The sequence below is a fragment of the Aminobacter sp. GW821-FHT11F06 genome (genome assembly GCF_058808215.1).
This window is the reverse complement of the sequence record NZ_JBXARL010000008.1, coordinates 203,506-227,656: the sequence shown is the minus strand read 5'-3', so window position 1 is coordinate 227,656 and position 24,151 is coordinate 203,506. Positions and strand designations below refer to the sequence as shown.

The window sequence follows — 24,151 nt, the reverse complement described above, 5'->3', positions numbered from 1 at the left end:
GATCAGTTCTCCCGGGTTTTCGGGTTGCGGGCGTCGTTGTAAGCGATCGACACAAGCGTCGAGGACACGACGAGGAAGAGAATGGCGAGCGAGGGGAAGAGCGTGCACCACCATGCAACGGTGAGCGCGCCCGAACGCTGGGCGTTGAAGAGGATCTTTCCCCACGACCAGCTTTCCGGATCACCGAGGCCGAGGAATGAGAGGCCGGCCTCCGACATTACCGCACGCGAGGCAGTGAGCACCACCGAGACGACGATGATCGGCGCAACCGCTGGCAGCAGGTGCCGCGTCATGATCCAGAAATGCGAGCCGCCGATGGTGCGGGCAGCGTCGACGTAAGGCAGGCGCGTGACCGACAATGCCTGCGAACGGACGATGCGGGTGACCTCGGGCCAGGAGAACAGAGCGATGACGACGACGAGCGTCGTCACCGAGGGACCGACCAGCGCCGCGACGAGGATCATCAGCGGCAGCACTGGCAGAGCCAGCGACACGTCGACGAGCATGGAGATCGGCGCGTCGAGCCTTTTGGCATAGGCCGCGAGAATGCCGAGGGCCACGCCGATGAGGATGGCGAGCAAGGAAGAGGCGAAGCCGATGACCATGCTGATTCGGGTGCCCCAGATCACCTGGGCCAGCACGTCGCGGCCGAGATCGTCAGTGCCGAACGGATGAGCGGTCGAAGGCGGCATCAGGACTTCGCTGCCATAGCCGCTGGGAAATTCGGCGAGGAGCGGAGCGAGGATCGCCACTGCGACCATCAGCAGGATGATGGCAGCCGAGCCCATGCCGAGCGGGTTGCGCCGGAATGCACGCCATGTGCGCTGGGCGGGTCGGAGATCGGCGGGCGCCAGGGTGGACGCCGGCGCTGGCGCGATTTCGGTGGGAGTGTTGGTCATGGTCATCAGGCACGCACCCGAGGGTCAAGCAGCCCGTAGGCCATATCGGTCAGAAAATTGGCAATGACCACCGTGGCGGCCAGCAGCACGAAGGCACCCTGCAGCACGGGGAAATCCAGCTGGCCAACGGCTTCGTAGATGGCGCGGCCGACGCCGGGATAGGCATAGATGGTTTCGGTGAGAACTGCGCCGCCGACGAGGAAGCCGATCTGCAGCCCGATGAGCGTGGTGGTGGGCAGGAGCGCATTGCGCAGGGCATGCTTCCAGATCACCTTGCTCTCGCGCGTGCCCTTGGCGCGGGCGAGATCGCAATATTCCTCGCCCAGGGCCTCGATCAGCGTTGCGCGCAACGTCAGTACATAGGAGGCAAGCTGGGCCAGGACCAGGGTGAAGCAAGGCAGCACAAGATGGTGGAGGATGGAAAGGTAGTAGGGAAAGCCGGTGAGGCCGGATTTGACGGCCCCACCGATCGGAAACCAGCCCAGCATCAGCCCCAGCGTATAGAGCAGGAATATCCCGAGCGATGGCACGAAGAGCGACTGCCCGATGACCCCTGCGATCTGCACGACCTGGTCGACCCAGCCGCGGGCACGGGTCGCCGCCAGCACGCCAAGCGGCACGCCGAGCAGAACAGTGAGCAGGAGGGCCGACCCGGTCAGAAGGAGCGTCCATGGAAGGCGCTCCATCAAGACCGCACTCACCGGCTGGCTACGCAGGAACGAAACGCCCAGATTGCCTTGCACGAGTTCGCGCAGGTAGGCGAAGTACTGGACCGTCAATGGCCGGTCTAGACCGAATTGCTGCAACTGGGTCAGGCGGATTTCCTCGGTCATGCCCGGCGCGGCCACGGCCAGCACCGGGTCGCCCGGCAACAGCCGGACAAGGAAGAAAGTCACCGTCACAGCGAACCAGAAGGTTACCAGTCCGCGCAGCAGTCGTTGCACAAAGTAGCCGGTGAGATGCACGTCATCAGTCCTTCGGCTTGACCGAAGCCAGCGACAGGGGGTTGACCAGCGAAAGCAGGTCCGACGGCTGGACTACGAAACCATCCCACTTGTCGCTGTTATAGGCGAACTGGAAGGTCTGGTAGTAGAGCACGTTGTCGTAGACCTTATCCTGGATGAGTTTGGCGGCGGCCTGTACCGGCACCTTCACTGCTTCCGGGGTCGTGGCGGCCTTGGCTTCGTCAATCAGCTTTTCCAGGTCCGGATCCGAGATCGAGGCGTAGTTGATGAAGCCGTTGGCGCGGTAGGCAAGGCCAAGATAGGCGGCCGGTTCTTCCATCACTGCCCAGTTGCCGGCGTAGATGTCGAAATCCTTCTCGCGGCCACGGGCAAGGTAGGTGTTGCGTTCAAGACCGGTGAGATTGATCTTGATGCCAGCCTTGGCTGCGCCGTCCTTCATGATCTGCGCCCAGTTGGCAATGTCGGCGGCGCTCTGTTCGTAGAGCAGGGAGAATTCGAGACCGTCGAAGTAACCGTCCCCATTGGCGTCGGTATAGCCGGCGTCGGTCAGAATCTTCTTGGAGAGCTCAGGATCGAACGCATACTCCTTGGCTTCCGGATCGGCCCAGTCGCTGAGTACCGGTGAGATGGCCGAGGAATTGGTCGATTTGGCGAGACCCTGCATGGCGATTGCACGGATCGCGTTGTAGTCGACCGAGTGCGCCAGAGCCTGACGCACTTCGAGCTTGGCCAAGGTTTCGCGCTTCATGTTGTAGAGCACATGCGACCAGCCGAGCGAGGGTGCCTGGGCGATGGTGATGCCTGGCTGACCCTGGAGGGTACGGGCGATCGGAGCCGGCAGCGCGTTGGCGATGAGATCGAGGTCTCCGGCACGCAGTGCCAAGGCCTGGGCGTTCACATCGGGAAACACGCGGAACTCGACTTCATCGACGCTGGCCTTGCCGCTTTCGACGAGCGGATAGTTGTCGACCGCCTTCAGCACGTAGCTCTGGCCGGCGTTGACTTCGGTGAGGATGAACGGACCAACGCTCACCCAATCCTTGTCGTTGGCGAAGGCCGCGACTTGGCCCACTGCCGGGAAGGCATGCTTGGGTACAATCGGCATCCAGAAGCCGATGTTGGTGAGGAAGGTGCTGTCCGGTCGGCTCAGGGTGAATTCAACGCGGGTCGGCGACGCTGCCTTGGCGCTGACGAACGAAGGCACGAGACCGGCGGTGACGCCGATCTTTTCGGTGGTGACTGCGGTGATGGTGAAGACGATGTCGTCGGCCGTGAAGGGTGTGCCGTCGTTCCAGTTGAGGTCGCCGCGGATGTTCATCCAGGCGGTCAGGCCATCCTCCGAATAACCCCACTCGGTCGCGACATAGGGAGCCTTGGAGCCCTTGTCGGTCATCTGCATGAGGCGCGGATACATCAGGTTGGTAACCCAGGTATCCGAGCGGCTGTTGCCGACCAAAGGATTGAAATTGATGACATCGGCGGTGGTGCCGATGACGATGCGGGTGGCCGCGTCCTGGGCACCGACGGCGCCCAGGCTGGCCAGTCCCATGGCCATAACGACGCCGCCCATCAGGACGGCACGACGGGTCAAGGCATTCCTAACATTGCGGATCATCATGGTCTCGCTGTTGAATTGGCGACCAAGTGTTGCGATGCGGCCGAAGCCGTGTCAAGGATTGTCGTACAATTCTTGAGGGAGGAAATGTCACCGATGACGAAACCGGCAGACGAGCGCCCAGTCCTTTCGGTGTCAGGGCTAGATGTCAGCTTCCCCACCATGCGAGGCGAGGTGAAGGCCGTCTGCGACGTTTCCTTCGACTTGAAACGCGGGGAAGTGCTGGCGCTGGTGGGCGAATCGGGTTCGGGCAAGTCGGTTTCGACGCGCGCGGTAATGGGCATCGTACGCGGCAATGCGACTATCAATGCCAAGCGAATGGATCTGGCGGGACACGACCTTCTGACCATCGACGAAGAAGCCAAGCGCAAGCTGCGCGGCCGCGTCATCGGCCTCGTGTTCCAGGATGCCCTGTCGGCACTCAATCCGGTGCTCTCCATCGGTGACCAACTTGGCGAACTCTACCGCACGCACCTGGGCATTTCGCGCAAGGAAGCCCGCGAGCGTTCGATCGAACTGTTGCGTTCGGTGCATCTGGCTTCGGCTGACAAGCGAATCGACGATTATCCGCACCAATTTTCGGGCGGCATGCGGCAACGCATTCTCATCGCCTCGGCCATCGCCCTGAAACCGGAAGTGCTGATCGCGGACGAACCAACGACCGCGCTCGATGTCACGGTGCAAGCGCAGATCCTCGACCTGCTCGACGAGTTGCGTGAGGAATTGGGCATGGCCATCCTGCTCATCACCCACGATCTTGGCGTTGTCGCCCGCACCGCCGAACGGGTGGCGGTGATGTATGCCGGTCGCCTTGTCGAAACCGGCAGTGTCGACGACATTTTCCGCGCACCAGCCCATCCATATACTGCAGCGCTGCTTGCCTCCGCACCGCGGATCGAGACTGTTGAGCGGCTTGAGCCGATCAAGGGCGCGCCTCCCAATCTCGTCGCGCCACCGCCAGGCTGTGCCTTCAATCCGCGCTGCACGCAGCGAGGCAAGCTGTGCACACAGGTCCGCCCGGAACTGATTTTCGATTTCCCGCACCGCAGCCGCGCCTGTCACTATCCGCTCGTGGAGACCGCCCATGTCGGCTGAACCGATTCTCGAGGCACGCAACCTCTCCAAAACCTTCCGGGCCGGCGGCGCCGTGTTCGGCAAATCCTTCCATGCAGTAAAGGACGTGAGCCTGGCGGTCGCGCCTGGCGAAACGCTGGCGGTCGTGGGGGAATCGGGTTGCGGAAAATCCACCCTGGCCCGCATGCTGGTGGGATTGGAAACGCCCGACAAGGGCGAAATCCTCTTCCGAGGCGAACCGATCCGTCGCGAGCGCGCCCTGCGCCGGCAAGTGCAGATGGTGTTTCAGGATCCCTATCTGTCGCTCAACCCGCGCCGTACGGTGCTCGATATCATCGCCGAACCGTTGGACGTTCATGGACTTGCCAAGGGCTTTGCCCGTCGTGCCCGCGTCGAGGAACTGCTCACGGCCGTGGGTCTCGAACCGGCAGCAGCAAGCCGTTTTCCACATGAATTCTCTGGCGGCCAGCGCCAGCGCATCGGTATTGCACGCGCCTTGGCTGCCGAACCCTCGGTGCTGGTCTGCGACGAGCCGGTATCGGCTCTTGATGTGTCGGTGCAGGCACAGGTGGTAAACCTGCTCATCGACCTGCAAAAGCGGCTCGACATCGCCATCATCTTCATCGCCCACGATCTGGCGGTGGTGCGCGCAATCTCGCACCGGGTGATCGTGATGTATCTCGGCCGCGCCGTCGAGGAAGGGACCTCCAACCAGGTGTTGGTGACTCCCAGCCACCCCTATTCCGTGGCGCTGCGGGGCTCGGCGCTCGAGCCCGATCCGGTGCGTGCGCGCCTCGCCCGTGGCAAGGCCACCCGTGGCGAGCCGCCGAACCCGGTCAATCCGCCGCCCGGCTGCCGTTTCAACCCGCGCTGCCCGCGCGTGACCGACGCATGCCGCAGGGACGAACCGTTGATGCAGCGCAACGCTGAGGCGAACGGTTTCAGCAGCGTGGCATGCTACCATCCGGTGCGCGAAGAACCGAGCATCGGAGCATAAGCCAACGAAAAGGCGGCCGGCTCGCGCCGACCGCCTTGGCCTCTTCGAGGATAATGCCTCACACCCGCCCAAACCGATCCAGCAGGGCGGCGCCTGTGCGGATACCCTTCAAGAACAGCTTGATTTCCATGTTTTCATTCGGAGCATGGTTGGCCTCGTCGGCGTTGGCATAGGGCATGACAAAAGCCGGCACGCCCAGCACCTTGGTGAAGACGTAGTCCGGCAGGCTGCCGCCGGCAGACGGGTAGACCAGCGGCGTCTCTCCGCGAGCCTCGACGATCGCTTCCTGGATCAGCAAACCCCAGTGGCTATCGAGCGGCGTCTTGGAGGGCAGCATGCTGCCATAGGTGACGACCTCCACCTCGGGCGCATGTTTGGCCACGTGCGCGCGGACACAGGCGTCGACATGTTCGGGCGTCATGGCATCGACGAGGCGAATGTCGAACTTGGCGACAGCCTCGCAAGGGAGCACCGACTTGGTGCCGGGCCCGCCATAGCCGCCGTGGAGGCCATTGATCGTCAGGGTCGGATGAAACATCAACCGATCCCAGAACGGGCGGTCGGCCGGTTCGTCAAGGCGCTTGAGGCCCATGTTGGCCATGTAGCCCGGCAGATCGAGCGGCAGCGCCTTGGTGGCCGCGATCTCCGCCTCGGTGGGCGGAATGATCTGGTCGTGCAACCCCTCGATGGTGATGCGCCCGTCGGGCGACTTCATCGAGGCGAGCAGGTGCACGAGGCTCCAGATCGCGTTGGGCATCACCCCGCCGTAGTTGCCCGAATGAGCGTCACGGGCGGCGGTGCGCACGCGCAGCTCGAACGAAGCCATCCCGCGCACACCGTAGGTGAGCGTCGCTCGACCGGATTCATGGAGGGGGCCGTCGGCCGTGACCACGAAGTCAGCCTTGAGCCGATCCTTATTGTCGCGCACGAAGTCCGCGATCTGAGGCGAACCGATTTCCTCCTCACCCTCGAGAAGGAAAATGACGTTGCAAGGCAGGGTGCCATGGACCTTGAGATGCGCCTCGATGGCCATGATCTGGGCGAAGTGCTGGCCCTTGTTGTCGCCGATGCCGCGCGCATAGATGCGCCCATTGCGAATGGTCGGCTCGAACGGAGGGCTCTCCCACAATTCGAGCGGATCGGGCGGCTGAACGTCATAGTGGCCGTAGAGCAGAACCGTCGGCTTTGCCGGATCGACCTGATAGCGGGCGAGGACGAAGGGATGGCCCTTCGTCTGCACTGCCTCGACCTCAAGCCCCAGATCGCCCAACATCTTGACCAGGAGCTCTGAGACCTCCCGGATGCCGATGTTGTGGGCGCTGATCGAGGGATTGCGGACATAGTCCACGAGTCGCGCCACATAGTCGTCGTGGCGCGCCGAGATGTAGTCGAAGACGGGATCGAGCGAGGACGAGGTCATGCCGCACCCCGCGTCAGGATGATGGCGCCCGAGGGATGAACTGAGCCTTTCCAGCCGGGGGATACAAAGGTGGTCGTATCGAGCTGGGTGAGGATGACCGGGCCTGCGAAGGTCGCACCGGCACCGAGCCTAGCGCGATCGAGCACCGGCACGTCGAGGCTGGCGCCGCCGATGCTGACAGCTGCGTACTCCTCGGCGGCGGGTGTCTTGCCTGGGGCCAGGTTTACGACCGGTGGGATTGCGGCGAGACCAGTGGCATGCACGCGCAGCGTTACCAATTCGATCGGGGCACCGAGATTGAAGCCGTAGAGCGCCTTGTGGGCGGCGCGGAAGTTCTCCTCCACGGTCGCGCGATCGGAAGCATAGGCCACCGCGATCTCCGCGCCCTGCCCGACATAGCGCATGAGCGCCATGCATTCGATGACACGGGCTTCCGCAGCCACCTCTTCAGTGTCGAGCCATTCGGAAGCCCGCTCCTCGAGCTCGGCAATGATGGGAGCTGTTGCTTCCGGATCCATCGGACCGGAAATCGCCATGGCGCGTGAGAACTCCGAACGAAGGTCTGCCGCGAGCAGACCGTCGGCGCAGAGCACACCCGGAGCCGGTGTGATGAGCACACGGCGGATACCGAGGAGATCAGCCAGGGCGCAGCCATGGAGTGGGCCGGCACCACCGAAGGGCACGAGGGTGAAGTCGCGTGGATCGTGACCACGCTCGACCGACACCACGCGCATGGCGCCAACCATGTGATTGTCGGCAATGGCGAGGATGCCACGTGCCGCAGTTTCGAGATCAAGACCCAGGGACGCAGCCACGCTCATGACCGCGGCTTTCGCGGCCTCAACGTCGAGCACCATGCGACCACCGAGCAGACGGGCCGGAAGCTGGCCGAGGGCAACGTGGGCGTCGGTGACGGTCGGCTCGGTCCCGCCGTGGCCATAGCAGGCCGGACCCGGACGGGCGCCTGCGCTTTCCGGACCGACGGTCAGGGAGCCATCCTTGATGCGGGCGAGCGAGCCGCCGCCGGCACCGATCGTGATCATGTCGACCATCGGCAGCGCCAGTGGCCACTCGCCGACGGCGCCATGCTGGGTTAGGCCGATCTGGCCATCCTTGATGAGGCAGATGTCGGCCGAGGTGCCGCCGATATCGACGGTGATGATGTCATTGATGCCGCAAGCCTGCGCGGCCGCGCGAGCGCCAACGACGCCAGCCGCCGGCCCGGAAAGCGCAGTCAGAGCCGGAGCGACGCGGATCTTGGAAGCGCCAGCCACGCCGCCGTTGGACTGCATGAGCATGAGCGGCGCGCCGGCCCCCTCGTCGGTCAGGCGCCTTTCGAGCCGCTCGACATAGGAGGTGACGCCCGGCATGACCGTCGCATTAAGCACGGTCGTGAGCGAACGCTCGTATTCGCGCACGACCGGCAGCACGTCGCTTGAAACCGTGATGGCGAGGCCCGGGAGCTCGTCGCGCAGGATTTCGGCGACACGGCGCTCGTGAGCCGGGTTGGCATAGGCGTGGATGAGGCAGACGGCGACCGCCGCCACGTCCATACCACGAATGCCGGCGGCGGCGGCGCGCACGCTCGCCTCGTCGAGGGCTTCGAGCACAGCGCCGCCGGCGGCTATGCGCTCATCGACCTCGAGGATGCGGCTCGCCGGCACTGGGGGGACCGGCTTCACCCAAGTATAGAGGTTGGCCTTGCGCGGAATGTCCTGGCGGCCGATGGCGAGGACGTAGCGGAAGCCGCGCGTCGTCACGAGCGCCGTCCGGGCGCCCTTGCCTTCTAGGATCATGTTGGTGGCGACGGTCGTGCCGTGCAGCACCTGGTCGAGGTCGGCGGCCGAAGCGCCGGCTTGTTCCAGCGCCAGACGAATGCCGTTGAGGAAGGCCTCGGAGGGGTCGGACGGGATCGACGGGGTCTTGGCGCGCCAGGAGCGGCCGACGCCATCGACCAGAGCCACGTCGGTGAAGGTGCCGCCGATATCAACGGCAACGGCGAGTGAAGGTCGGGTGGAATCCATGGCCATGTCAGGCAAGCTCATCAACATAGGTATTGCGGTGGAAGGCCTTCACAGCCGGGCGATCGGCACGCAGGCGAGCCGTGGCCTCTAGATCGAGAAAACCGTCGATGATCGCCACGCCGTAGTGGCGTTGGGCTGCACCGGCGGTCACGAAGCCGCCGAGAACGTCTTCGAGCACGCGTTCGGCCGGACGATCGTAGGGATGGCCCATGCCGCCACCGCCACCAGTCTGAATGCGCAGGATGTCGCCCTTCTTGAGCGCGGTGCCGTCTGACAACGGCGCAATCTTGCGTTCCTGGGGCGTGCCCGGATTGACTACTATCGAGCCGATGCCGGCAGACATGCCACCGGCATAGCCCCATGGCGGGTTCTTGACGCCGTCGATGCGAATGGCGAGCAGCGCCTCATCGGCCAGGATCTCGTATTCGCGCACGATGCCGGTACCACCGCGGAAGCGGCCCGCACCGCCGGAATCGGGCACGATGCCGTATTGGCGCAGACGGATCGGATAGCTGGTTTCGAGGAACTCGACCGGATAGTTTTCCTGCGCCACAAAGTAGACCGCGTCGATACCGTCGGCGAAGTCACGGGCGCCGTAGCCGACGCCAATGCCGTCGGCGAGGAGGAAGGGTTTTGGCTGGCCGGTTTCGGCCCCGTGGGTGCCGCGCATGATGGTGACGACATAGGCCGACTGCGCCGCCGGTGCGCCGCCCTTGCCGCGGTTGACGAGGCCATTGAGTACGGCGAGCATGCGCATCATGGTGAGGCCACGCATGCCGAGCGGAGCGGGGAAACGCGGCTGTACGATCGAGCCTTCGCGCAGGCGAACCTCGTCGATCGCGAGAGGACCACCGGCGTTAACCACCTGGGAGGGATCGCCACCCAGATAGTAGAGCCCAAGCGCCATGCCGGGCACACCCTTGTTCATGATGAAGTTGACGGGACCCGGCGCTTGATCGTCGCTTTCCGTCGCGTCGAAAATAAACCGGTCCTGCCCGTCGGCACCCTTTTCGCGGGTGATCGAGAAGCGGAGCGAGAACGGGCCATTGCCGTGGCCATCGCTGTCGATCTGGTCGGCGAACTTGTAGGTGCCGTAGTCGAAGTTTTCCGCAAGGCGGCGGCGGACCAGCGTGCGGGTGCGCTCGAGGAGCTGCGCCAAGGCGTCCGAAACGACGTCGGCGCTGTGGCGGGCCACGATCTCTGCAACACGCATGGCCCCGAGCCTGACGGCCGCCATGAGCGCAGACATGTCACCTTCGCTCTGGGCGGGGAAGCGCGAATTGCGGTGGAAGATCGCCAGCGCGCTTTCATTGACGACGCCCGCGTCGACCACCTTGGTCGGTGGCACGATGATACCTTCCTGGTAGATGGAAGTGGCATCGGGGCTGATCGAGCCGGGGTGCAGGCCGCCGATGTCGGCGAAATGCGCCCAGCTCATCACGAAGGCGCATAGGCGACCGCCATGGAACACCGGCGCTAGCAGCACCTGGTCGTTCGAATGAGTCACGGCCCCCTTGGAGCCATAGCAGTCATTGTACCAATAGAGATCGCCCGGTTTCATGGATTCGCGCGGAAAGTGCTCGAAGACCGGGGAAGTCAGGTCGCCGAAGATCGGCACCATCGAACCCACCGCCATCACGCCGCGCTCATCGAAGAGCGCGGTATAAAAGTCCTTCTTTTCACGGATGAAGGCCGAGATGGCCGTCCGCTCGATGAGGGCTTCCATCTCGCGCTGGGTCGCCATGATCGCCCCGCGGATGATCTCCAGTGTCACGGGATCGCAGATCGGAGCGACATCAGGCGGTAGCGCCAAAGCGGCGGACGATTGCAGTGTCATCTGTTGCCTATCGGTTGAAGCGAGGGGGATGATCTGGGTACGGAACAGCTCGAGAGATCAGCCATCCCGGTCCATGTGACGATGCACGGCCTCGGCGGAGCGGCGGACGTAAACCCGCGTCGCCCGCTCGGCGGCGGCCACATCGCGGGCGGTGATTCCGGCGATGATGGCGCGCACGCCTTCCATGCCGGTTTCGAGCTGGCCGGGCTCGGCCATAGCGTAAACGCGCAGCATGTTGACGCGCGAGCGCAACTGATCGAGCATCTCGGCGGCGATTTGGTTGTCAGCGACGTCGGTCATGAAGCGCAAGAAGCTTGACATGGTCTCGGCCAGGCCCAGCTTGTCGCCCTTGGCTCCGGCTTCGAGGAGCTTATCGCCAAAATCCTGGGCGGCGGCGATATCGTCGTCGGTGGCGCACGCGAGAAAGCTGCGCACGGTGATGGCTTCGAGCTCGGTGCGAATCTCGTAGATTTCGTGCACGTGCTTCCGCGTCAACCGCGCAACGCGCAGACCGCTGTGCGGAATGACGCTAACTAGCTTTTCCGCTTCCAGGCGACGCGCGACCTCGCGCACAACCGTGCGGCTAATGCCAAAGGCCTCACAGAGCTCGCGTTCCGTCAACCGCGTGTCCGGGGCGATGCGGCCGTCGACGATGGCGGCACGGACCGCATCGGAAACTCTCTCGCGCACCAGCTGGCGCGCTCGCGTGCTCTCCTCCACCGAAGCATCTGCCAAATGCGATGCTTCGGTCTGAAAGATCGTGCGCAAATCGTTCATCTTGTTCGTTCGCCCCAAGGATGCGGGTGGGTCATTCAGCATTTGTCGGTCTTGGTCAAATCGGCGTAGTGGCGTGTTCGCACAAGTCTAGCCGCGGCGCGAACCAAAGCCCAGCAGAAAATTGTCGTACAATCCAGATTGTCGTACAATTCAACTTGAGGCATGGTGAACCCACTTCATCGCAGGAGAGGATTCAGCAATGCTCGATACGGCCATCAAAAACGCCATCGCTCAGGTCAATGCCGATGCGGCATGGCCGCTGGTGGAAGCCTTTTCCACCATGCCGCGCTGGAAGCCGGAGGATGTCGAGAGCTCTGCCCATGACATTGCCAAGCGCCTTGGTGATCTTGGTGTGCCGGTAGAAATGCTTGAAGCCTCGCTCTATCTCTCCATCCCCTACGAGGCTTCGGTCGAGGCCAATGGCAAGACCTACGCTGCCAAGCCGCCCGCCTATTCGCTGAACTGCCCCGAAGGTCTAACCGGTGTGCTGCACCACGTGCCCGGCACGCTGTCGGCCAGTGTGTCGAGCTTCTACGACAAGAACCGCGACGAGGCTTCCGCTGCCGAAGAGCGCATCCGTGGCAAGATCGTGCTGACCGATGGTTTCGCCTCGCCCAACAAGGTGCTGGAATTCCAGGAAAAGGGAGCCGTTGGGGTCATCGCAGTCAACCCGGGCGTCGACCGGCACTGGGGCATTTGCTCGTCGGTCTGGGGCACGCCCGATCTCGATGGCCTACCGCGCAAGCCGGTGATCCCGGTCGCAGTCGTAAACAATCCCGACGGCCAGGAGCTGATCGAACTGGCCAAGACCGGCGGCACCATCAGCATCCGCACGCGATTGGAAGAAGGCTGGTTCAAATCGCTGGTGCCGGTAGTTATCGTGCCCGGCACCGTCGAGCCTGAGAAGTTCGTGCTCCTGGCCGGTCATTATGACAGCTGGGACGTTGGCGTTGGCGACAATGCCACCGGCGATGCCGCCCTGCTCGAAATTGCCCGCGTGCTCTGGCACAACCGCGCCAATCTGCGTCGCTCGGTGCGCATCGCCTGGTGGCCTGGCCACTCGACCGGCCGCTATGCCGGCTCGGCCTGGTTTGCCGATGCCTTCGCACTCGATCTCGACGAAAACTGCGTCGCCCAGGTTAATTGCGACAGCCCTGGCTGCCGCTGGGCGGACGTATATGAGAACGTCGCCTGCATGAGCGAAGCCGCCGCGCTTTGCACCGACATCGTCCGCGACGTCGCCGGCCTGCCCTTCGAGGGTGAGCGGCCGCTGCGCGCTGGCGACTATTCGTTCAACAACATCGGACTTTCGAGCTTCTTCATGCTGTCCTCGACCATGACCGTCGAGAAGCGCACGCAGATGAACTACTACACCGTTGGCGGGTGTGGCGGGAACATTGCCTGGCACACAGAGAACGACCTGATGGGCATCGCCGATCGCGACATCCTCATCCGCGACATCAAGGTCTATCTGGCTGCTGTCATGGCTGTGGCCAATGCGCCGATCCTGCCGTTCGACTGGCGTGCAACCGCCGCCGAGTTTACCGCAACGTTAGAAAAGTACCGCAAGGCGGCCGGCGACGATGCCGACCTGCTCGACCAAGTTTCGACCGAACTGGCCGACCTCAGCGTCCAGCTCGAGGCCTTCTACGCGGCCGTTGCGGCCGGCAAGCTGGAAGACGCTCATGCCAATAGAGCAATCCAGCAGCTCGCGCGCATTCTGGTGCCACTGAACTATACGCGAGGCCCACGTTTTACCCATGATCCGGCGCTGCCGGTGCCGGGCCTGCCTGCCATTTCGGTAGCCGCAGAGCTTGGGAGCCATGGGCCGGAGACCATAGGCTTCGCCCGCACGCAGCTGATTCGCGGCGCCAACCGCACGGCTGCCGCCCTGCGCCAGGCCACTCGGCTCCTGACGCGGTAAAACCCAGGAACGGCGGGGTGGCTGCGCATTGTTCCGGCCACCCCTGCCCTACGAAGGCACGTGTCAAGCCGGCTGATGTGAAAAGTGAGAAAGAAAGAGTATTGGAATACAACGGTTTGCGAGGGATGCGCGTAGGAGCTTAACACCTTCACAAAACCCGCGTAAGCACCGCGTAAGCAATAAGCACCCGTAGCTCAGCTGGATAGAGCGTCGCCCTCCGAAGGCGAAGGCCACAGCTTGCGCGCCAGGTCCGGGCGGTCGATTGTGTGATTGAAGAAGAAGCGCAACGCTGACACGATGCTGTTCATAGTCGGAACCGGTACGCCGTCCTCCTGCTGCGCAACCTGGAACCGGAGCAGGTCGTCGGCCGTGGCTGTGTCCGGCGGGCGACCAAGAAAGGTCGCGAACCGTCCGACATCGCGAAGGTAGTTGCGCTGCGTCTCCTGGCTAAACCGGCGCAGGGTCATGTCGTCTATGAGCCGTTGGCGCAGTGGGCTGATCGGTGCATCGAGAACGGGATGGGGATGGTCAGGCTCCTTGTTGAAGAAGCCCGTCATGCTCTGCCGCTACCCAACGACGCTCAATGCGAGCGCAACGAACGGCTCGTGCTCGTTACCTCACCGCGCGCGCTCCCGCTCAGCGGGTCGTTCACCGGCACATCGACCAGCATTGGCGGACATTGCCTTCATGCCAGGGTGGGCCCAGAACGTCATTTCCTGGGCCTATTGCGTTCAGACTTCCATCCCAATGGCTCTGCGGATGGCTATTTGCACGGGAGAAGGTGGCAGTGACGGGTCAAATTCACCCTTCGGGAGTAGCGGGGGCTGGGCCATCAAACGAGGCTTGGCGCCGCGATGCGGTTGCGCCGAGTGGACCAGGAAGGGATGGCAGAGATAGACCGTCCCGGCCTGTCCGGTGGCCAGCACTTCTTCACAGTCCGCAGTCGATGCGAAGCCGTCGGCTGCGAGTTCGCCGAGCGTGAGACCACCCTCTCCATGTGCCGGTAACTGCCTGGCGATCGCGCGGTGGGACCCTTTCCGGACCCTAGTTGGCGCATCGAATTCCCCAACGTCGGAGAAGAGGAACAACATGAGCAAGGCGCGGCCGCTGCTTTTCACATTGACCCGCCACTGCATGAAGTCGGGATTGTCAGTTCCGAAGCTGGCATCTACATGCCATCCCGCATCGCCGGGATCGTTTGGCGACGGGAAGCGGACCGGGAAGGTTCCCAGCCCGTTGGGTTTCAACCAACGCCCCTCTCCGGCCAGGGCATCGTACGCCCTGTGCAAGAGGGGCGTGTTGGCTGCGTCGACGAAGGGTTTGCCCGTCATGAACCCCAGCCGGACCACCGGCTGTTTCCACGTCTCCGGCGCGTCAGGGGAAAGGCCCATGGCGCTCCAGAGCTGATCTCGCCCTTGTTGGGCAAGTTCGCCATCGAAGGCACCGTGTAGCTTGAGATATCCGTCTTCAATGAAGTTTGCGATCTGAGCCTGGCTCAGATCGGAATGAGAAGCTTCCGACATTCAATAAATCTCCGAACGGCCTCCGGGACAGGCCGTTGTGATCTGAATGGCACTTGCGTGCCGCGACGACTTCGGGGTGTCAGATCAGCGGGAAGAATGTGGACTTAAACATCATGATACGCTGAGGTTAGCAGTAGAGCTTTTTGCCGGCAAGGACTTCAACAATGGATAATCGCGGAGACACGAAGCCCATGTCCGTTTTTCGGAAATCTCTGCGATGAGTGCAGCGGAGGTCACTTAAACGGACAACTACTAGTTGCCCTCTGAGACCAACTCCGCTTCAAGTCTTCAGGGCAGTTGAGCAAAAATATCGTCGACGACGCTAGGGACAGTGCCCGCCGTGTCGACATTGATCCCGGCGGGCAGGTACACCAGCCCACGCCGAACGCCAGGACTGGGCGTTGCAGATTTCGCCCTACATGTGGGCGGCCGGCCTCAAAGGAAACATATCGCCGTTCCGCCAAGGCCCGACCATCGGCATCGAGAAGTCATTCTCGGACGTTTTGGACAACCTCAACTTCGGCGGCTTCGTCAATGTGTGGGGGCGCTACGACCGGTTCGTCTTCTCCGGCGACCTCATGCATGTCGACACGACCGACAGCCACGGTGCAGGACCATTGCCGACATTCCAACTTCCAGGTGGCATCGTCGTGCCCGCTGGCACAAGTGTAGATGCGACGGTCGACACGAAGCAGTTCACGGCGACCTTGCAGGGCGGCTATCGTGTCGTCGAAACACCAGGTTTCACACTCGACGCACTCGCCGGCGCGCGTTTCTGGAACATTTCGAATGATGTAACGCTCATCGTGGGCCTCGGCGGCGGCAGCGTGACCCGCACCTATGGCGAGAGCTTCGGCTGGGTGGACCCGGTGATAGGCGCACGCGCGTTCCTGCCCGTGACGGAAAAGCTGTCCTTGCAGGCTCAGGCGGACATCGGCGGTTTTGGTGCCGGGTCGAAGCTCACATGGTCGGTGCTTGCGACTGCCAATCATGTCATCAATGACCACCTCTCCGCCTCGCTCGGCTACGGGTGCTCGACGTTGACTACAATCATGACGGTCATGTCTTCGATACGCGCCTGTCCGGGCCTGTCCTGGGCATGACTTACCGGTTTTAGGCGCGGGACAATCGGCGACCGTCCTGCGAGTGGGGTCTAGATGAAATCAAACCGCTGGTGCCTGCGTTCAACGACCCGCTCTAAGTTCGCGAAGGCTCCCCATCGCAAGGTCTCCTTCCCCACATGAGGCTAGACTTAAACTAGACCCAACTCGCTAAGGGCTCCGCCCTCGCGCGGGCAAGGGTGAAGCGCCGGCGAGCCGGCGCCGCCCGGGCCGGTTTCCCCAACCTTCCGCGCGGATACGTCTTTCAGCAATCCCGCACTCACGGAAATCCGCTTGTGCAGGCCGGGTGATCCCCCTCCGCCCCGGCCGCCCTTGCCCTTGCTACCCCGGTCTCGCCGACGGGCAGGGTTGCAGCGCAGTGCTGCGCTTCAACCCAAGCCCATGAGGAGCAAAGACCATGACCACCGCTGTAATCGAAACCGCCGTCACGTCCGCCGCTGCCAACGGCGCGGAGATTTTCATTCCGCTCAACAAGCTCAAGAAGTCGCCCCGGAACGCCCGCAAGACGCCGCATAGCGAGGCCTCTATCGAAGCGAAGGCCGCGAGCATCCACGCCAAGGGCATCCTGCAAAATCTGGTAGTCGAGCCCGAGCTTGACGCCGAGGGCGCAGCAACCGGCTTCTATTCCGTCACTATCGGCGAAGGCCGGAGACTGGCGCAGTTGCTGCGCGTGAGGCGCAAGCAGATCAAGAAGACCGAGCCGATCCGCTGCGTCATCGATACGCAGAACGACCCAAGCGAGATCAGCCTGGACGAGAACGTCACCCGCGAAGACCTTCACCCTGCCGACCAGTTCGAGCGCTTTCGCGAGCTTGCGGAAAGTCGCGGATGGGGAGCGGAGGAAATCGCCGCCCGCTTCGGCGTGACGCCGCATGTCGTGCGCCAGCGGCTTCGCTTGGGAGCGGTCAGCCCCGTGTTGATGCAGGTCTATCGTGATGGCGGTCTGACGCTGGACCAGTTGATGGCCTTTGCCATAGTGGAGGATCACGCCCGGCAGGAACAGGTTTACGAGAACCTGTCTTATAACCGCGATCCCTCCGTCATTCGCCGTGACCTCACCCGGTCGCATATCGCAGCGACGGATCGGCGCGCGGTCCTCGTCGGCCCGGAAGCCTATACGGAAGCGGGTGGCGTGATCCTGCGCGACCTGTTCACCGAGGATCGCGGCGGCTTCTATGAAGATGTCGCTTTGCTGGACCGACTGGTTATCGAGAAGCTGGAAGCCATCGCCGCCGAGGTTCAGGCGGAAGGCTGGAAATGGGCGACCGCTCATATCGACTATCCCCATTCCCACGGCCTGCGCCGGAATTATCCGCAGCCGGTGGAGTTGACGGCAGAGGATGAAGCCGCGCGCGAAACCGCGCAGGTGGAATACGACGCCCTGACCGCGCAGTGGGATAGCGTGGACGATCTGCCCGATGATGTGGCGGAGCGTTTCGGGGAGTTGGAGGCCGAGATCGAGCGTATCGACGCCCTGCGTCATGCCTACGATCCCGACGACATCACACGCGGCGGCGTGTTCGTGGTGCTCTCCCATGACGGGACGGCGCGGATCGAGCGCGGCTTTATCCGGGCCGAAGACGAGAAGCCCGCGCCGGAGGTAGAGGCGCAAGCCGAGCCGGAAGGTGAAGGCTACACCGTGACCGAGGATGGCGAGATCATCGAGGACTGCGACGACGACCGGGTTCCGACCTTGGAAACGGAGGGCGAAGACACCGATGACGGCAAGCCTTTGTCGGACCTTCTCATCCGTGACCTGACCGCCCATCGCACCCTTGGCCTGCGTCTCGCCCTTGGTGAGCAGCCGGACATGGCGTTGATCGCCGTCACCCATGCGCTGGCGGCGCAGACCTTCTATCGTGGCGTGGAAGCCCATTGCATCGATATCCGCCCGAGCAGCGCGCATCTTGGCGGGCACGCGGACGGCATCGAGGACACGGCGGCGGCAAAGCTGCTGGCGGATCGGCATGAAGGATGGGCTGCGGACGTGCCGCGCGACGTGGCTGACCTGTGGGACTTCATCGCCGGTCTGGACCATGCGAGCGTCATGGCGCTATTCGCCCATTGCGCCTCGCTCACGGTCAACGTCGTGAAGCAGCCTTGGGAGCGCAAGCCCCGCGCCCATGACACCGCCGACAAGCTGGCAACCGCCGTCAGCCTCGACATGACGGCGCACTGGACGCCCACGGTGCGGACCTATCTCGGTCGCGTCACCAAGGCGCACAACCTCGCCGCCGTGCGTGAAGCGGTCAGCGACGAGGCGGCGGAACGCCTGTCGGGCATGAAGAAGCAGCCGATGGCGGAAGCCGCCGAACAGCTTCTCGCCGGGACCGGGTGGCTCCCGACCCTGCTACGGACGGCGGAACCCGCGTGGCCCGCAATCGAGCAACCCGAAGCGAAGGAGCCGGCTCAGACCGAGGATGCCGCAACGATGGACGCTGGCGAAGGCTACGCCGTCGCTGCCGAGTGACACCGAGCCGGGGCCGCGTGAGCGTTCCCGGCTTTCCCGCCTGCATCGGAAAATTTCCGGCCGCGCCTCACGCGCGGCCGGATGACGTCGATAGCCTGGCCGAAAAATATGCCGTTCCGGCTCGACAGATTCGGTACGTGGCACGATGCAGATGCGGGGCAAACGGGCCGGACGAGAGGCGGTCGAGACTTGTAAAGGAGGACGGCTATGGCCGTGATGTTGATGAGCGTCGTACTGGTCGGGGTCCTGTGCCTATGCGCTCCCTGTCATGTTGGGGCTCACCGCCGCGCGTTTCGCCTACGACACCGGCTCCGGCTTGATCCGCGCGGGTCTTGTCGGCCTCACTGCAAGCGCGGTCGCCTTCGGATTGCTGGTGTTCCTGTTCACCTCGCTGCGCCCGCCGATGCTGCGCCTCGGCGTGGCGCTTTTGTTCGCCGCTCCAGCGGCGATCGCCGGTTACGCCTTGGTCCATGGCATCACCAAGGAGGCTGTCCCCTCCGAAATCTGGCGGCAAATCTTCTGCATCATCGGCGCGATCTTCCTCGGCGTCTCGGCGCTGATGCGGCTGACTGGGCCGCTCGATATGCGGCCCGGTCAGGGGCGTGTCGCGTAGCGACAGCAGGTTAGACGGCGACGGACGGCCATTTCGCAGGAAGCCCCGAAAGGGAGCAGCTTCCTGAGCGCCATCCTCAGTCGCCGCTGCGGCGGCACCATGAGATTGCCCTTCATCGCCCTCGGCCTCGATTCAGCGGCAGAGTTGAGCACTGGGAAACTCAGGTCATCGGCCTGGCCGGGCGGATTGCTCAGCACCGCGAGGGCAGTTCTGTTCGGCAGCTCCGTTGGTGACACCCGCAGAGGCAGAATCGTCGGAGCCGCACCCGCTCTCTCCCACCGGGCGCCGATGGCCATGTCTTGCCTTTGAGGGTCGGGGTCTTGCCCGAGCACTTCGCTCCAACCGCCGCCGTCTTTGGCGCGGAGGCCGACAGCCGCTATCGCCGTGTTCCCTCTGATTTTCCATAGCGGGTGCACCTACGCGTCCTCGAATGGATAGGTCTGACCGAAGTCCGGCTTCGCCTCGATCGTCTTCCCGCAACGTGCGTCGCCGACTTTTTTCCGCCGCCTACGGCTTTGCATCGCGAAGCAAAAAGAGCCGCCGCTCGCTCGCCTTCCACGATGTTCCAGCCCTTCGGGTGCGAGGCCGATCGTCCCCGGTCGAACGACCCCCATCGAGGTCGCGATAGGCGCGGCCCGAAGAAAAAAGGAACACGACAATGGCGACCATCGGCACCTTTACCAAGACCGACAGCGGCTACACCGGCGCGGTCAAGACCCTGACCCTCAACGTCAAGACCGTGAAATTCGTCCCCACCGAGGGCGACAACGAGCGCGGCCCCGACTTCCGCGTCTTCGCCGGCGCCACCGAGTTCGGAGCGGCCTGGAAGAAGACCGCTCGCGAGACGCAGCGCGAATATCTCTCCGTCAAGCTGGACGATCCGAGCTTCCCCGCGCCGATCTACGCCAGCCTGGTCGAGGCCGAGGACGGCGAAGGCCAGAACCTCATCTGGTCCCGCCGCAACGGCGACTGAGGCCGGACACTCAAGGAACCCCGCTCCTGAGCGGGGTTTCGTCATGCTCATGGCCGCCACAGCCTTTCAGGAAATACGGCGATCAGGATGTGCGGATGTCAGGCTTTGCAGCTTTGCACATCCCGATCATATCCTTTTGCCCGGCTTCCGCTGGCGCTCTTGCCGGGCCGGTTTTGCTAGGGGCGCCGCCCCCGCGCGAGCAAGGGACCGCTGACGCTCGGCTGGGACGGTCTCCCCAGCCTTCCGCGGCTTCGCCTTGTGCAGGCCGGGTGATCCCCCTCCGTCCCGGCCGCCCTTGCCCTTGCTACCCCGGTCTCGCCGACGGGCAAGGTTGCAGCGCAGCGCTGCGCTTCAACCCAAGCCCAATAGGAGTAAGACCCATGAACACCCTGCCCCTCAACCAGCAGCCTGTTTCTTCCGGCTTCCGCGTGGACGTGTCGCGCGGCGAGCGGATCGGCCGCGTTTCGTCGGAATGGTTTTCTCGCCCCGATGACGAGCGTTATCTGAACCTCACCGAGCTTTACGACACCGTGCGCAGCCGCGCCGAGCGCGCCCATGCCCGCAAAGTGGAGAGCCGTACCGTGCGCGTGGAGGCAAGCCGGGACGATGCCGAACGCCTGTCGTTGATCGTGCCGGGCCGGGACGAGCCCATTTCCCCGACGCATTGGTCATTCGGCCAGTTGTGCAGCCTTGTCAGCGCGCCCGCATCCTACATGCGCCAGCTTCCCGCGGCGCTGGCCGGTATCAACCTGCAACACGGCTTGCTCAGCCACCGCGCCGAATTGGTGAAGACGCTTGAGGCGGATGACGGACGGATTGAGCTTCGCGCCGTGACCGGTCCGGACTATGGCCGCATCTGGGATCACGAGCTTGTCGCCGCCGTGATGAAGATCGCGGGCAATGGAACGGGCGATACGCGTTGGAAGGTGCCGGGTGTGCTGGATTGGGCGACCATGATGCACAATCCGTTCGTGGATGTGACCAAGGACACCACCACGCTCTACGCCAGCGACCGCGACGTGTTCCTGTTCTTGGTCGACGATACTCATCCTATCGAGGCGGGGCGTTTGCCGAACGGAGAGCCGGACCTTTATTTCCGGGGCTTCTATGCGTGGAATAGCGAAGTCGGATCGAAGACACTCGGGATCGCCTCTTTCTATCTCCGCGCCGTATGCCAGAACCGCAATTTGTGGGGCGTGGAAGGCTTTGAGGAAATCAGCATCCGGCATAGCAAATTCGCCGCGCAGCGTTTCGCCCATGAGGCCGCACCGGCGTTGACCAACTTTGCCAACTCCTCATCTGCGCCGTTTGTCGCCGGGATCAAGGCGGCGCGGGAGCGTGTTGTCGCGCGCACCGACGAGGACCGCGAGAGCTTCCTGCGCAAGCGCGGCTTCTCCAAGCCGGAGACGACGAAAATCATCGAGACCGTGCTGAACGAGGAAGGCCGCAAGCCAGAAAGCATCTTCGATTTCGTGCAGGGCATTACGGCACTGGCTCGCAGCAAGACCAATCAAGATGCGCGCCTTGACCTTGAGGCCAAGGCCAAGAAACTGATGGAGCGCGCGGCCTGAATTCCGTAGAGTCGTGCAGTCACAAATCTGGCTGCGCGACTTTCCGGTTTTGAGGACTTCCGCACCACTAGAATTTTTCGCCGATCCGCGAACCCGGATCGGAGGGCGCGCCCATATCGCGGCGTCGCCGCTCGACATAGTTCCTCGATATGCGTGAACTCGGTGTCCAAGTAGCCGCATCCAGCAAGAAAAATGGATTCGTTCGATGCGCAGACCATGTGACGCGGCTACAGCCGGCTTCCCGGTCTGCGTGTTTGTTGCCCGCGATCTCGTACTCGAACCTAACCAGGAGCAATGATGCGCCATCAGATGCTGGGACTGAACACCTAACGCGCCCTGCCCGGCTACTCGTCAGCAACGCACTTCTCTGCAAGTTCTTTCACGCGACAGGATAGGACGAACTCCACCCCCAGCCGCCCCTCAAAGGAGAGATCTGCCTGCCTAAACCCACAGCGGCGGTAAAGTCGGATCGCTCCGACATTTTCTTCGTTTACACTTAACGTCAACTCGGAGATTTTGGGGCGATGTAGTGTTATCCAACGAGCGGCAAGAGCCAACGCTGTGCTTCCATATCCCCTCCCCTGCACTTGCTTGCCAATGCGGAAGTTGTGAAGACTGATTGCGTTCGGTTCAGCCCAAGGCGGCAACGCTGGCCCCTCCCGCAGCATCAAGAATCCGACGGCTTTGCGTTCCGCAGTGACGAGGAAGGGATGATGGGTTTGCAAATCAGGCCAGCGCCCCAACCTTTCAAAGACCGTGGCCATATTGCCGCCAGCGAGGTTTTCGTCGCTTTCATCCAGCGCTATGCCATTCACTAGCGCGATTTCACCAAGCTTGAGCAATCGTAAAGCGACCTTCATGCGCGCGCCCTCTGGTTGCGGCGTCAGCTTGGGCGACATTTTTTTGAACCGAGTTCCACTCCCGTTCAGCCCCCTACGACCACACTGTCTTCGCCCAGGCCGTAGGCAGCACGTGTGGACTGCAATGCATCGCTGCTTACCTTGATGAGAATAGCAACAATCCTGCCATCGGGATGATCGGCGACCCCACCCAGTTGCGTAACCGACCAGCCAAGCTGCTCTAATCGTGCCGGCCAGAAGTCTTCACATACGACGCTAAGTCTGCTTATCCCCAGTCTCTGGCTGGCCTCCAGAAGACCACACAATAAAACGCCCGCAGCTTGCGAAGATCTGCCCGTCCTGCGCAAGGACGGTGAAATGAAGAAGCGCGTCCATTCATAAATGTCAGCACCCTTGGGCGGGTCATCACCGGCAAGCATTGGGAAGACCTCCGAAAGTAAATGTGGTCTCACTGTCGGCACCAGGCGGGATCCGCCGGCTATATTGCCGTTGTCGTCTATGCCCAGTAGGTGGATTGCGTCACTGGTATCGAACGCGTCGATCTCCAGTGGAACAGGCCTTTCGATTTGTCGCCAGTTTCGACCAATGACGTAGATTTCATGTCGAAGACGAAAATAGCGTTCGAGATGCCCCTGATACGCCAGGCGGTTCGACCAGTCGACAATGTGAAGCTTAAACATCGCACACCTCGGACGGAGCGTATCCAGGCTTGCAACATCCATCCATGCTGGTTTTTTGGGATTGTCACGGATGAATTTCTCCGCGCCTCACAGCTTCCATCATCGCATGGACCGTATTTGATGCATCGAATTTCTCTCGAATGTTGGTCAGATGACGTTCGACAGTGGATCCCGAAATACCGAGAATGCAGGCAACATCCTCAGCCGTCTTACCTGCCGCGATCCATGTCAGAACTTCTCGCTCGCGCTCAGTCAGTTTAGGGTGAACTGATCCCTCATCTCCTACATGCAATCGGCGCATAGCTCTAAATGCATGAACGCATACAGCTTCAAGAATTGGCAGATCGTCCCCCACAAGCTCGACGCGTTCTCCGGCTACAGTCAGAACCACAGGGGCTCGGAGAGGCTCATGGACGGGAACACATAAACCATCGTTCAATCCGAACTCTGTGGCCTCGTCCATTACACGTAGCTGCGCGGTGGTCATCTGCTTGCGTGACAATTCACGCCAGAGAAAGGGTTGTCCAACGTAGCGGCAGCGCAGAGCGCAAGGATCGTGACAGAAATGCCCACTGGCAATGTAATGCTCAAGCCACGCCACCGGCCAGCCGTCATACAGGATCTTGCGGTGCCACGGCCCATCCTGCGGCAAAGGCAGGCCAGTTATAAGAAGATGACAAAAGCCGAAGGGACGCAGGGCTTTGAGCAGCTCTTCCAGAATCTCCGCCGGAGCGGTTGCGGCATCAATTCTCGTGAGCGCCACCGTAAGCCTTGAAACCACATTGATGTTCATCGCCGTATGCCGACG

At 62.8% G+C, this 24,151-nt stretch carries 20 protein-coding genes; 8 read left to right on the top strand and 12 right to left on the bottom strand.

From position 1 onward, the window contains the following. Positions 1-2 precede the first annotated feature (2 nt). The 3 genes from AC1RTB_RS20220 to AC1RTB_RS20210 are packed head-to-tail and all read right to left on the bottom strand — an operon-like array spanning position 3 to position 3,479. On the bottom strand, positions 3-905 hold the full coding sequence (locus AC1RTB_RS20220) for an ABC transporter permease (protein ID WP_492880874.1): 903 nt from the start codon (positions 903-905) through the stop codon (positions 3-5). Next, positions 905-1,864, bottom strand: a complete 960-nt coding sequence (locus AC1RTB_RS20215; RefSeq protein WP_492880872.1) for an ABC transporter permease — start codon at positions 1,862-1,864, stop codon at positions 905-907. Before AC1RTB_RS20215 ends, AC1RTB_RS20220 begins: the two co-directional genes overlap by 1 nt. A 4-nt stretch (positions 1,865-1,868) precedes the next feature. Continuing rightward, a complete protein-coding gene (locus tag AC1RTB_RS20210; protein WP_492880871.1) occupies positions 1,869-3,479 on the bottom strand; it encodes an ABC transporter substrate-binding protein in 1,611 nt (536 codons plus the stop codon). Between the two features lie 96 nt (positions 3,480-3,575). Here AC1RTB_RS20210 and AC1RTB_RS20205 point away from each other — a divergent pair, with 96 nt between their 5' ends. Then, positions 3,576-4,574 carry an ABC transporter ATP-binding protein gene (locus AC1RTB_RS20205; RefSeq protein WP_492880870.1) on the top strand — a complete coding sequence of 333 codons (999 nt, stop codon included), beginning with the start codon at positions 3,576-3,578 and terminating at the stop codon, positions 4,572-4,574. Continuing rightward, the gene (locus tag AC1RTB_RS20200) at positions 4,564-5,550 is read left to right on the top strand and encodes an ABC transporter ATP-binding protein (protein ID WP_492880868.1); all 987 of its coding nucleotides are present in this window, start codon (positions 4,564-4,566) and stop codon (positions 5,548-5,550) included. Before AC1RTB_RS20205 ends, AC1RTB_RS20200 begins: the two co-directional genes overlap by 11 nt. A 58-nt stretch (positions 5,551-5,608) precedes the next feature. On the opposite strand, the gene AC1RTB_RS20195 is transcribed toward AC1RTB_RS20200, so the two are convergent. The 4 genes from AC1RTB_RS20195 to AC1RTB_RS20180 are packed head-to-tail and all read right to left on the bottom strand — an operon-like array spanning position 5,609 to position 11,608. Then, the gene (locus AC1RTB_RS20195) at positions 5,609-6,970 is read right to left on the bottom strand and encodes a M20/M25/M40 family metallo-hydrolase (protein WP_492880867.1); all 1,362 of its coding nucleotides are present in this window, start codon (positions 6,968-6,970) and stop codon (positions 5,609-5,611) included. Further along, a complete protein-coding gene (locus AC1RTB_RS20190) occupies positions 6,967-8,994 on the bottom strand; it encodes a hydantoinase/oxoprolinase family protein (RefSeq protein WP_492943837.1) in 2,028 nt (675 codons plus the stop codon). Before AC1RTB_RS20190 ends, AC1RTB_RS20195 begins: the two co-directional genes overlap by 4 nt. Positions 8,995-9,001: 7 nt before the next feature. Further along, positions 9,002-10,831, bottom strand: coding sequence for a hydantoinase B/oxoprolinase family protein (locus AC1RTB_RS20185; protein ID WP_492880865.1), 1,830 nt, complete (start codon positions 10,829-10,831; stop codon positions 9,002-9,004). Positions 10,832-10,888: 57 nt separating this feature from the next. Further along, on the bottom strand, positions 10,889-11,608 hold the full coding sequence (locus AC1RTB_RS20180; protein ID WP_492880864.1) for a GntR family transcriptional regulator: 720 nt from the start codon (positions 11,606-11,608) through the stop codon (positions 10,889-10,891). A 199-nt stretch (positions 11,609-11,807) separates the two neighbouring features. On the opposite strand from AC1RTB_RS20180, the gene AC1RTB_RS20175 reads away from it, so the two are divergent. Beyond that, positions 11,808-13,532 carry a M28 family peptidase gene (locus AC1RTB_RS20175; protein ID WP_492880863.1) on the top strand — a complete coding sequence of 575 codons (1,725 nt, stop codon included), beginning with the start codon at positions 11,808-11,810 and terminating at the stop codon, positions 13,530-13,532. 194 nt (positions 13,533-13,726) lie between these two features. On the opposite strand, the gene AC1RTB_RS20170 is transcribed toward AC1RTB_RS20175, so the two are convergent. Next, entirely contained in the window at positions 13,727-14,089 is a 363-nt protein-coding gene (locus AC1RTB_RS20170) for a site-specific integrase (protein WP_492880861.1), read from the bottom strand. Between the two features lie 174 nt (positions 14,090-14,263). Continuing rightward, on the bottom strand, positions 14,264-15,055 hold the full coding sequence (locus AC1RTB_RS20165; RefSeq protein ID WP_492880860.1) for a phytanoyl-CoA dioxygenase family protein: 792 nt from the start codon (positions 15,053-15,055) through the stop codon (positions 14,264-14,266). A gap of 401 nt (positions 15,056-15,456) precedes the next feature. Here AC1RTB_RS20165 and AC1RTB_RS20160 point away from each other — a divergent pair, with 401 nt between their 5' ends. From AC1RTB_RS20160 to AC1RTB_RS20140, 5 genes are all read left to right on the top strand, one after another. Continuing rightward, positions 15,457-16,158 carry a hypothetical protein gene (locus AC1RTB_RS20160; RefSeq protein WP_492880859.1) on the top strand — a complete coding sequence of 234 codons (702 nt, stop codon included), beginning with the start codon at positions 15,457-15,459 and terminating at the stop codon, positions 16,156-16,158. A 415-nt stretch (positions 16,159-16,573) separates the two neighbouring features. Beyond that, positions 16,574-18,646, top strand: a complete 2,073-nt coding sequence (locus AC1RTB_RS20155) for a ParB/RepB/Spo0J family partition protein (protein ID WP_492880858.1) — start codon at positions 16,574-16,576, stop codon at positions 18,644-18,646. A 268-nt stretch (positions 18,647-18,914) separates the two neighbouring features. Continuing rightward, positions 18,915-19,259 (top strand): hypothetical protein, encoded by a 345-nt coding sequence (locus AC1RTB_RS20150; protein WP_492880857.1) that lies wholly within the window; start codon positions 18,915-18,917, stop codon positions 19,257-19,259. Positions 19,260-19,917: 658 nt separating this feature from the next. Next, entirely contained in the window at positions 19,918-20,232 is a 315-nt protein-coding gene (locus tag AC1RTB_RS20145; RefSeq protein ID WP_492880856.1) for a DUF736 domain-containing protein, read from the top strand. Between the two features lie 380 nt (positions 20,233-20,612). Beyond that, positions 20,613-21,803 (top strand): DUF932 domain-containing protein, encoded by a 1,191-nt coding sequence (locus tag AC1RTB_RS20140; RefSeq protein ID WP_492880855.1) that lies wholly within the window; start codon positions 20,613-20,615, stop codon positions 21,801-21,803. A gap of 344 nt (positions 21,804-22,147) precedes the next feature. Here AC1RTB_RS20140 and AC1RTB_RS20135 read toward each other — a convergent pair whose 3' ends face one another. From AC1RTB_RS20135 to AC1RTB_RS20125, 3 genes are all read right to left on the bottom strand, one after another. Next, positions 22,148-22,702 carry a GNAT family N-acetyltransferase gene (locus AC1RTB_RS20135; RefSeq protein ID WP_492880854.1) on the bottom strand — a complete coding sequence of 185 codons (555 nt, stop codon included), beginning with the start codon at positions 22,700-22,702 and terminating at the stop codon, positions 22,148-22,150. Positions 22,703-22,728: 26 nt separating this feature from the next. Then, positions 22,729-23,343, bottom strand: a complete 615-nt coding sequence (locus tag AC1RTB_RS20130) for an acyl-homoserine-lactone synthase (RefSeq protein ID WP_492880853.1) — start codon at positions 23,341-23,343, stop codon at positions 22,729-22,731. A 64-nt stretch (positions 23,344-23,407) separates the two neighbouring features. After that, a complete protein-coding gene (locus tag AC1RTB_RS20125) occupies positions 23,408-24,136 on the bottom strand; it encodes a helix-turn-helix transcriptional regulator (RefSeq protein WP_492880852.1) in 729 nt (242 codons plus the stop codon). Between the last annotated feature and the right edge of the window lie 15 nt (positions 24,137-24,151).

Bases quoted from the DNA above. Each gene is read 5' to 3' on its own strand.
- AC1RTB_RS20200 (WP_492880868.1), top strand. From the start codon at position 4,564: ATGTCGGCTGAACCGATTCTCGAGGCACGCAACCTCTCCAAAACCTTC.
- AC1RTB_RS20130 (WP_492880853.1), bottom strand. From the start codon at position 23,343: ATGTTTAAGCTTCACATTGTCGACTGGTCGAACCGCCTGGCGTATCAG.
- AC1RTB_RS20125 (WP_492880852.1), bottom strand. From the start codon at position 24,136: ATGAACATCAATGTGGTTTCAAGGCTTACGGTGGCGCTCACGAGAATT.
- AC1RTB_RS20205 (WP_492880870.1), top strand. From the start codon at position 3,576: ATGACGAAACCGGCAGACGAGCGCCCAGTCCTTTCGGTGTCAGGGCTA.
- AC1RTB_RS20175 (WP_492880863.1), top strand. From the start codon at position 11,808: ATGCTCGATACGGCCATCAAAAACGCCATCGCTCAGGTCAATGCCGAT.
- AC1RTB_RS20165 (WP_492880860.1), bottom strand. From the start codon at position 15,055: ATGTCGGAAGCTTCTCATTCCGATCTGAGCCAGGCTCAGATCGCAAAC.
- AC1RTB_RS20180 (WP_492880864.1), bottom strand. From the start codon at position 11,608: ATGAACGATTTGCGCACGATCTTTCAGACCGAAGCATCGCATTTGGCA.
- AC1RTB_RS20150 (WP_492880857.1), top strand. From the start codon at position 18,915: ATGTTGGGGCTCACCGCCGCGCGTTTCGCCTACGACACCGGCTCCGGC.
- AC1RTB_RS20155 (WP_492880858.1), top strand. From the start codon at position 16,574: ATGACCACCGCTGTAATCGAAACCGCCGTCACGTCCGCCGCTGCCAAC.
- AC1RTB_RS20220 (WP_492880874.1), bottom strand. From the start codon at position 905: ATGACCATGACCAACACTCCCACCGAAATCGCGCCAGCGCCGGCGTCC.
- AC1RTB_RS20210 (WP_492880871.1), bottom strand. From the start codon at position 3,479: ATGATCCGCAATGTTAGGAATGCCTTGACCCGTCGTGCCGTCCTGATG.
- AC1RTB_RS20190 (WP_492943837.1), bottom strand. From the start codon at position 8,994: ATGGATTCCACCCGACCTTCACTCGCCGTTGCCGTTGATATCGGCGGC.
- AC1RTB_RS20135 (WP_492880854.1), bottom strand. From the start codon at position 22,702: ATGTCGCCCAAGCTGACGCCGCAACCAGAGGGCGCGCGCATGAAGGTC.
- AC1RTB_RS20170 (WP_492880861.1), bottom strand. From the start codon at position 14,089: ATGACGGGCTTCTTCAACAAGGAGCCTGACCATCCCCATCCCGTTCTC.
- AC1RTB_RS20140 (WP_492880855.1), top strand. From the start codon at position 20,613: ATGAACACCCTGCCCCTCAACCAGCAGCCTGTTTCTTCCGGCTTCCGC.
- AC1RTB_RS20185 (WP_492880865.1), bottom strand. From the start codon at position 10,831: ATGACACTGCAATCGTCCGCCGCTTTGGCGCTACCGCCTGATGTCGCT.
- AC1RTB_RS20145 (WP_492880856.1), top strand. From the start codon at position 19,918: ATGGCGACCATCGGCACCTTTACCAAGACCGACAGCGGCTACACCGGC.
- AC1RTB_RS20195 (WP_492880867.1), bottom strand. From the start codon at position 6,970: ATGACCTCGTCCTCGCTCGATCCCGTCTTCGACTACATCTCGGCGCGC.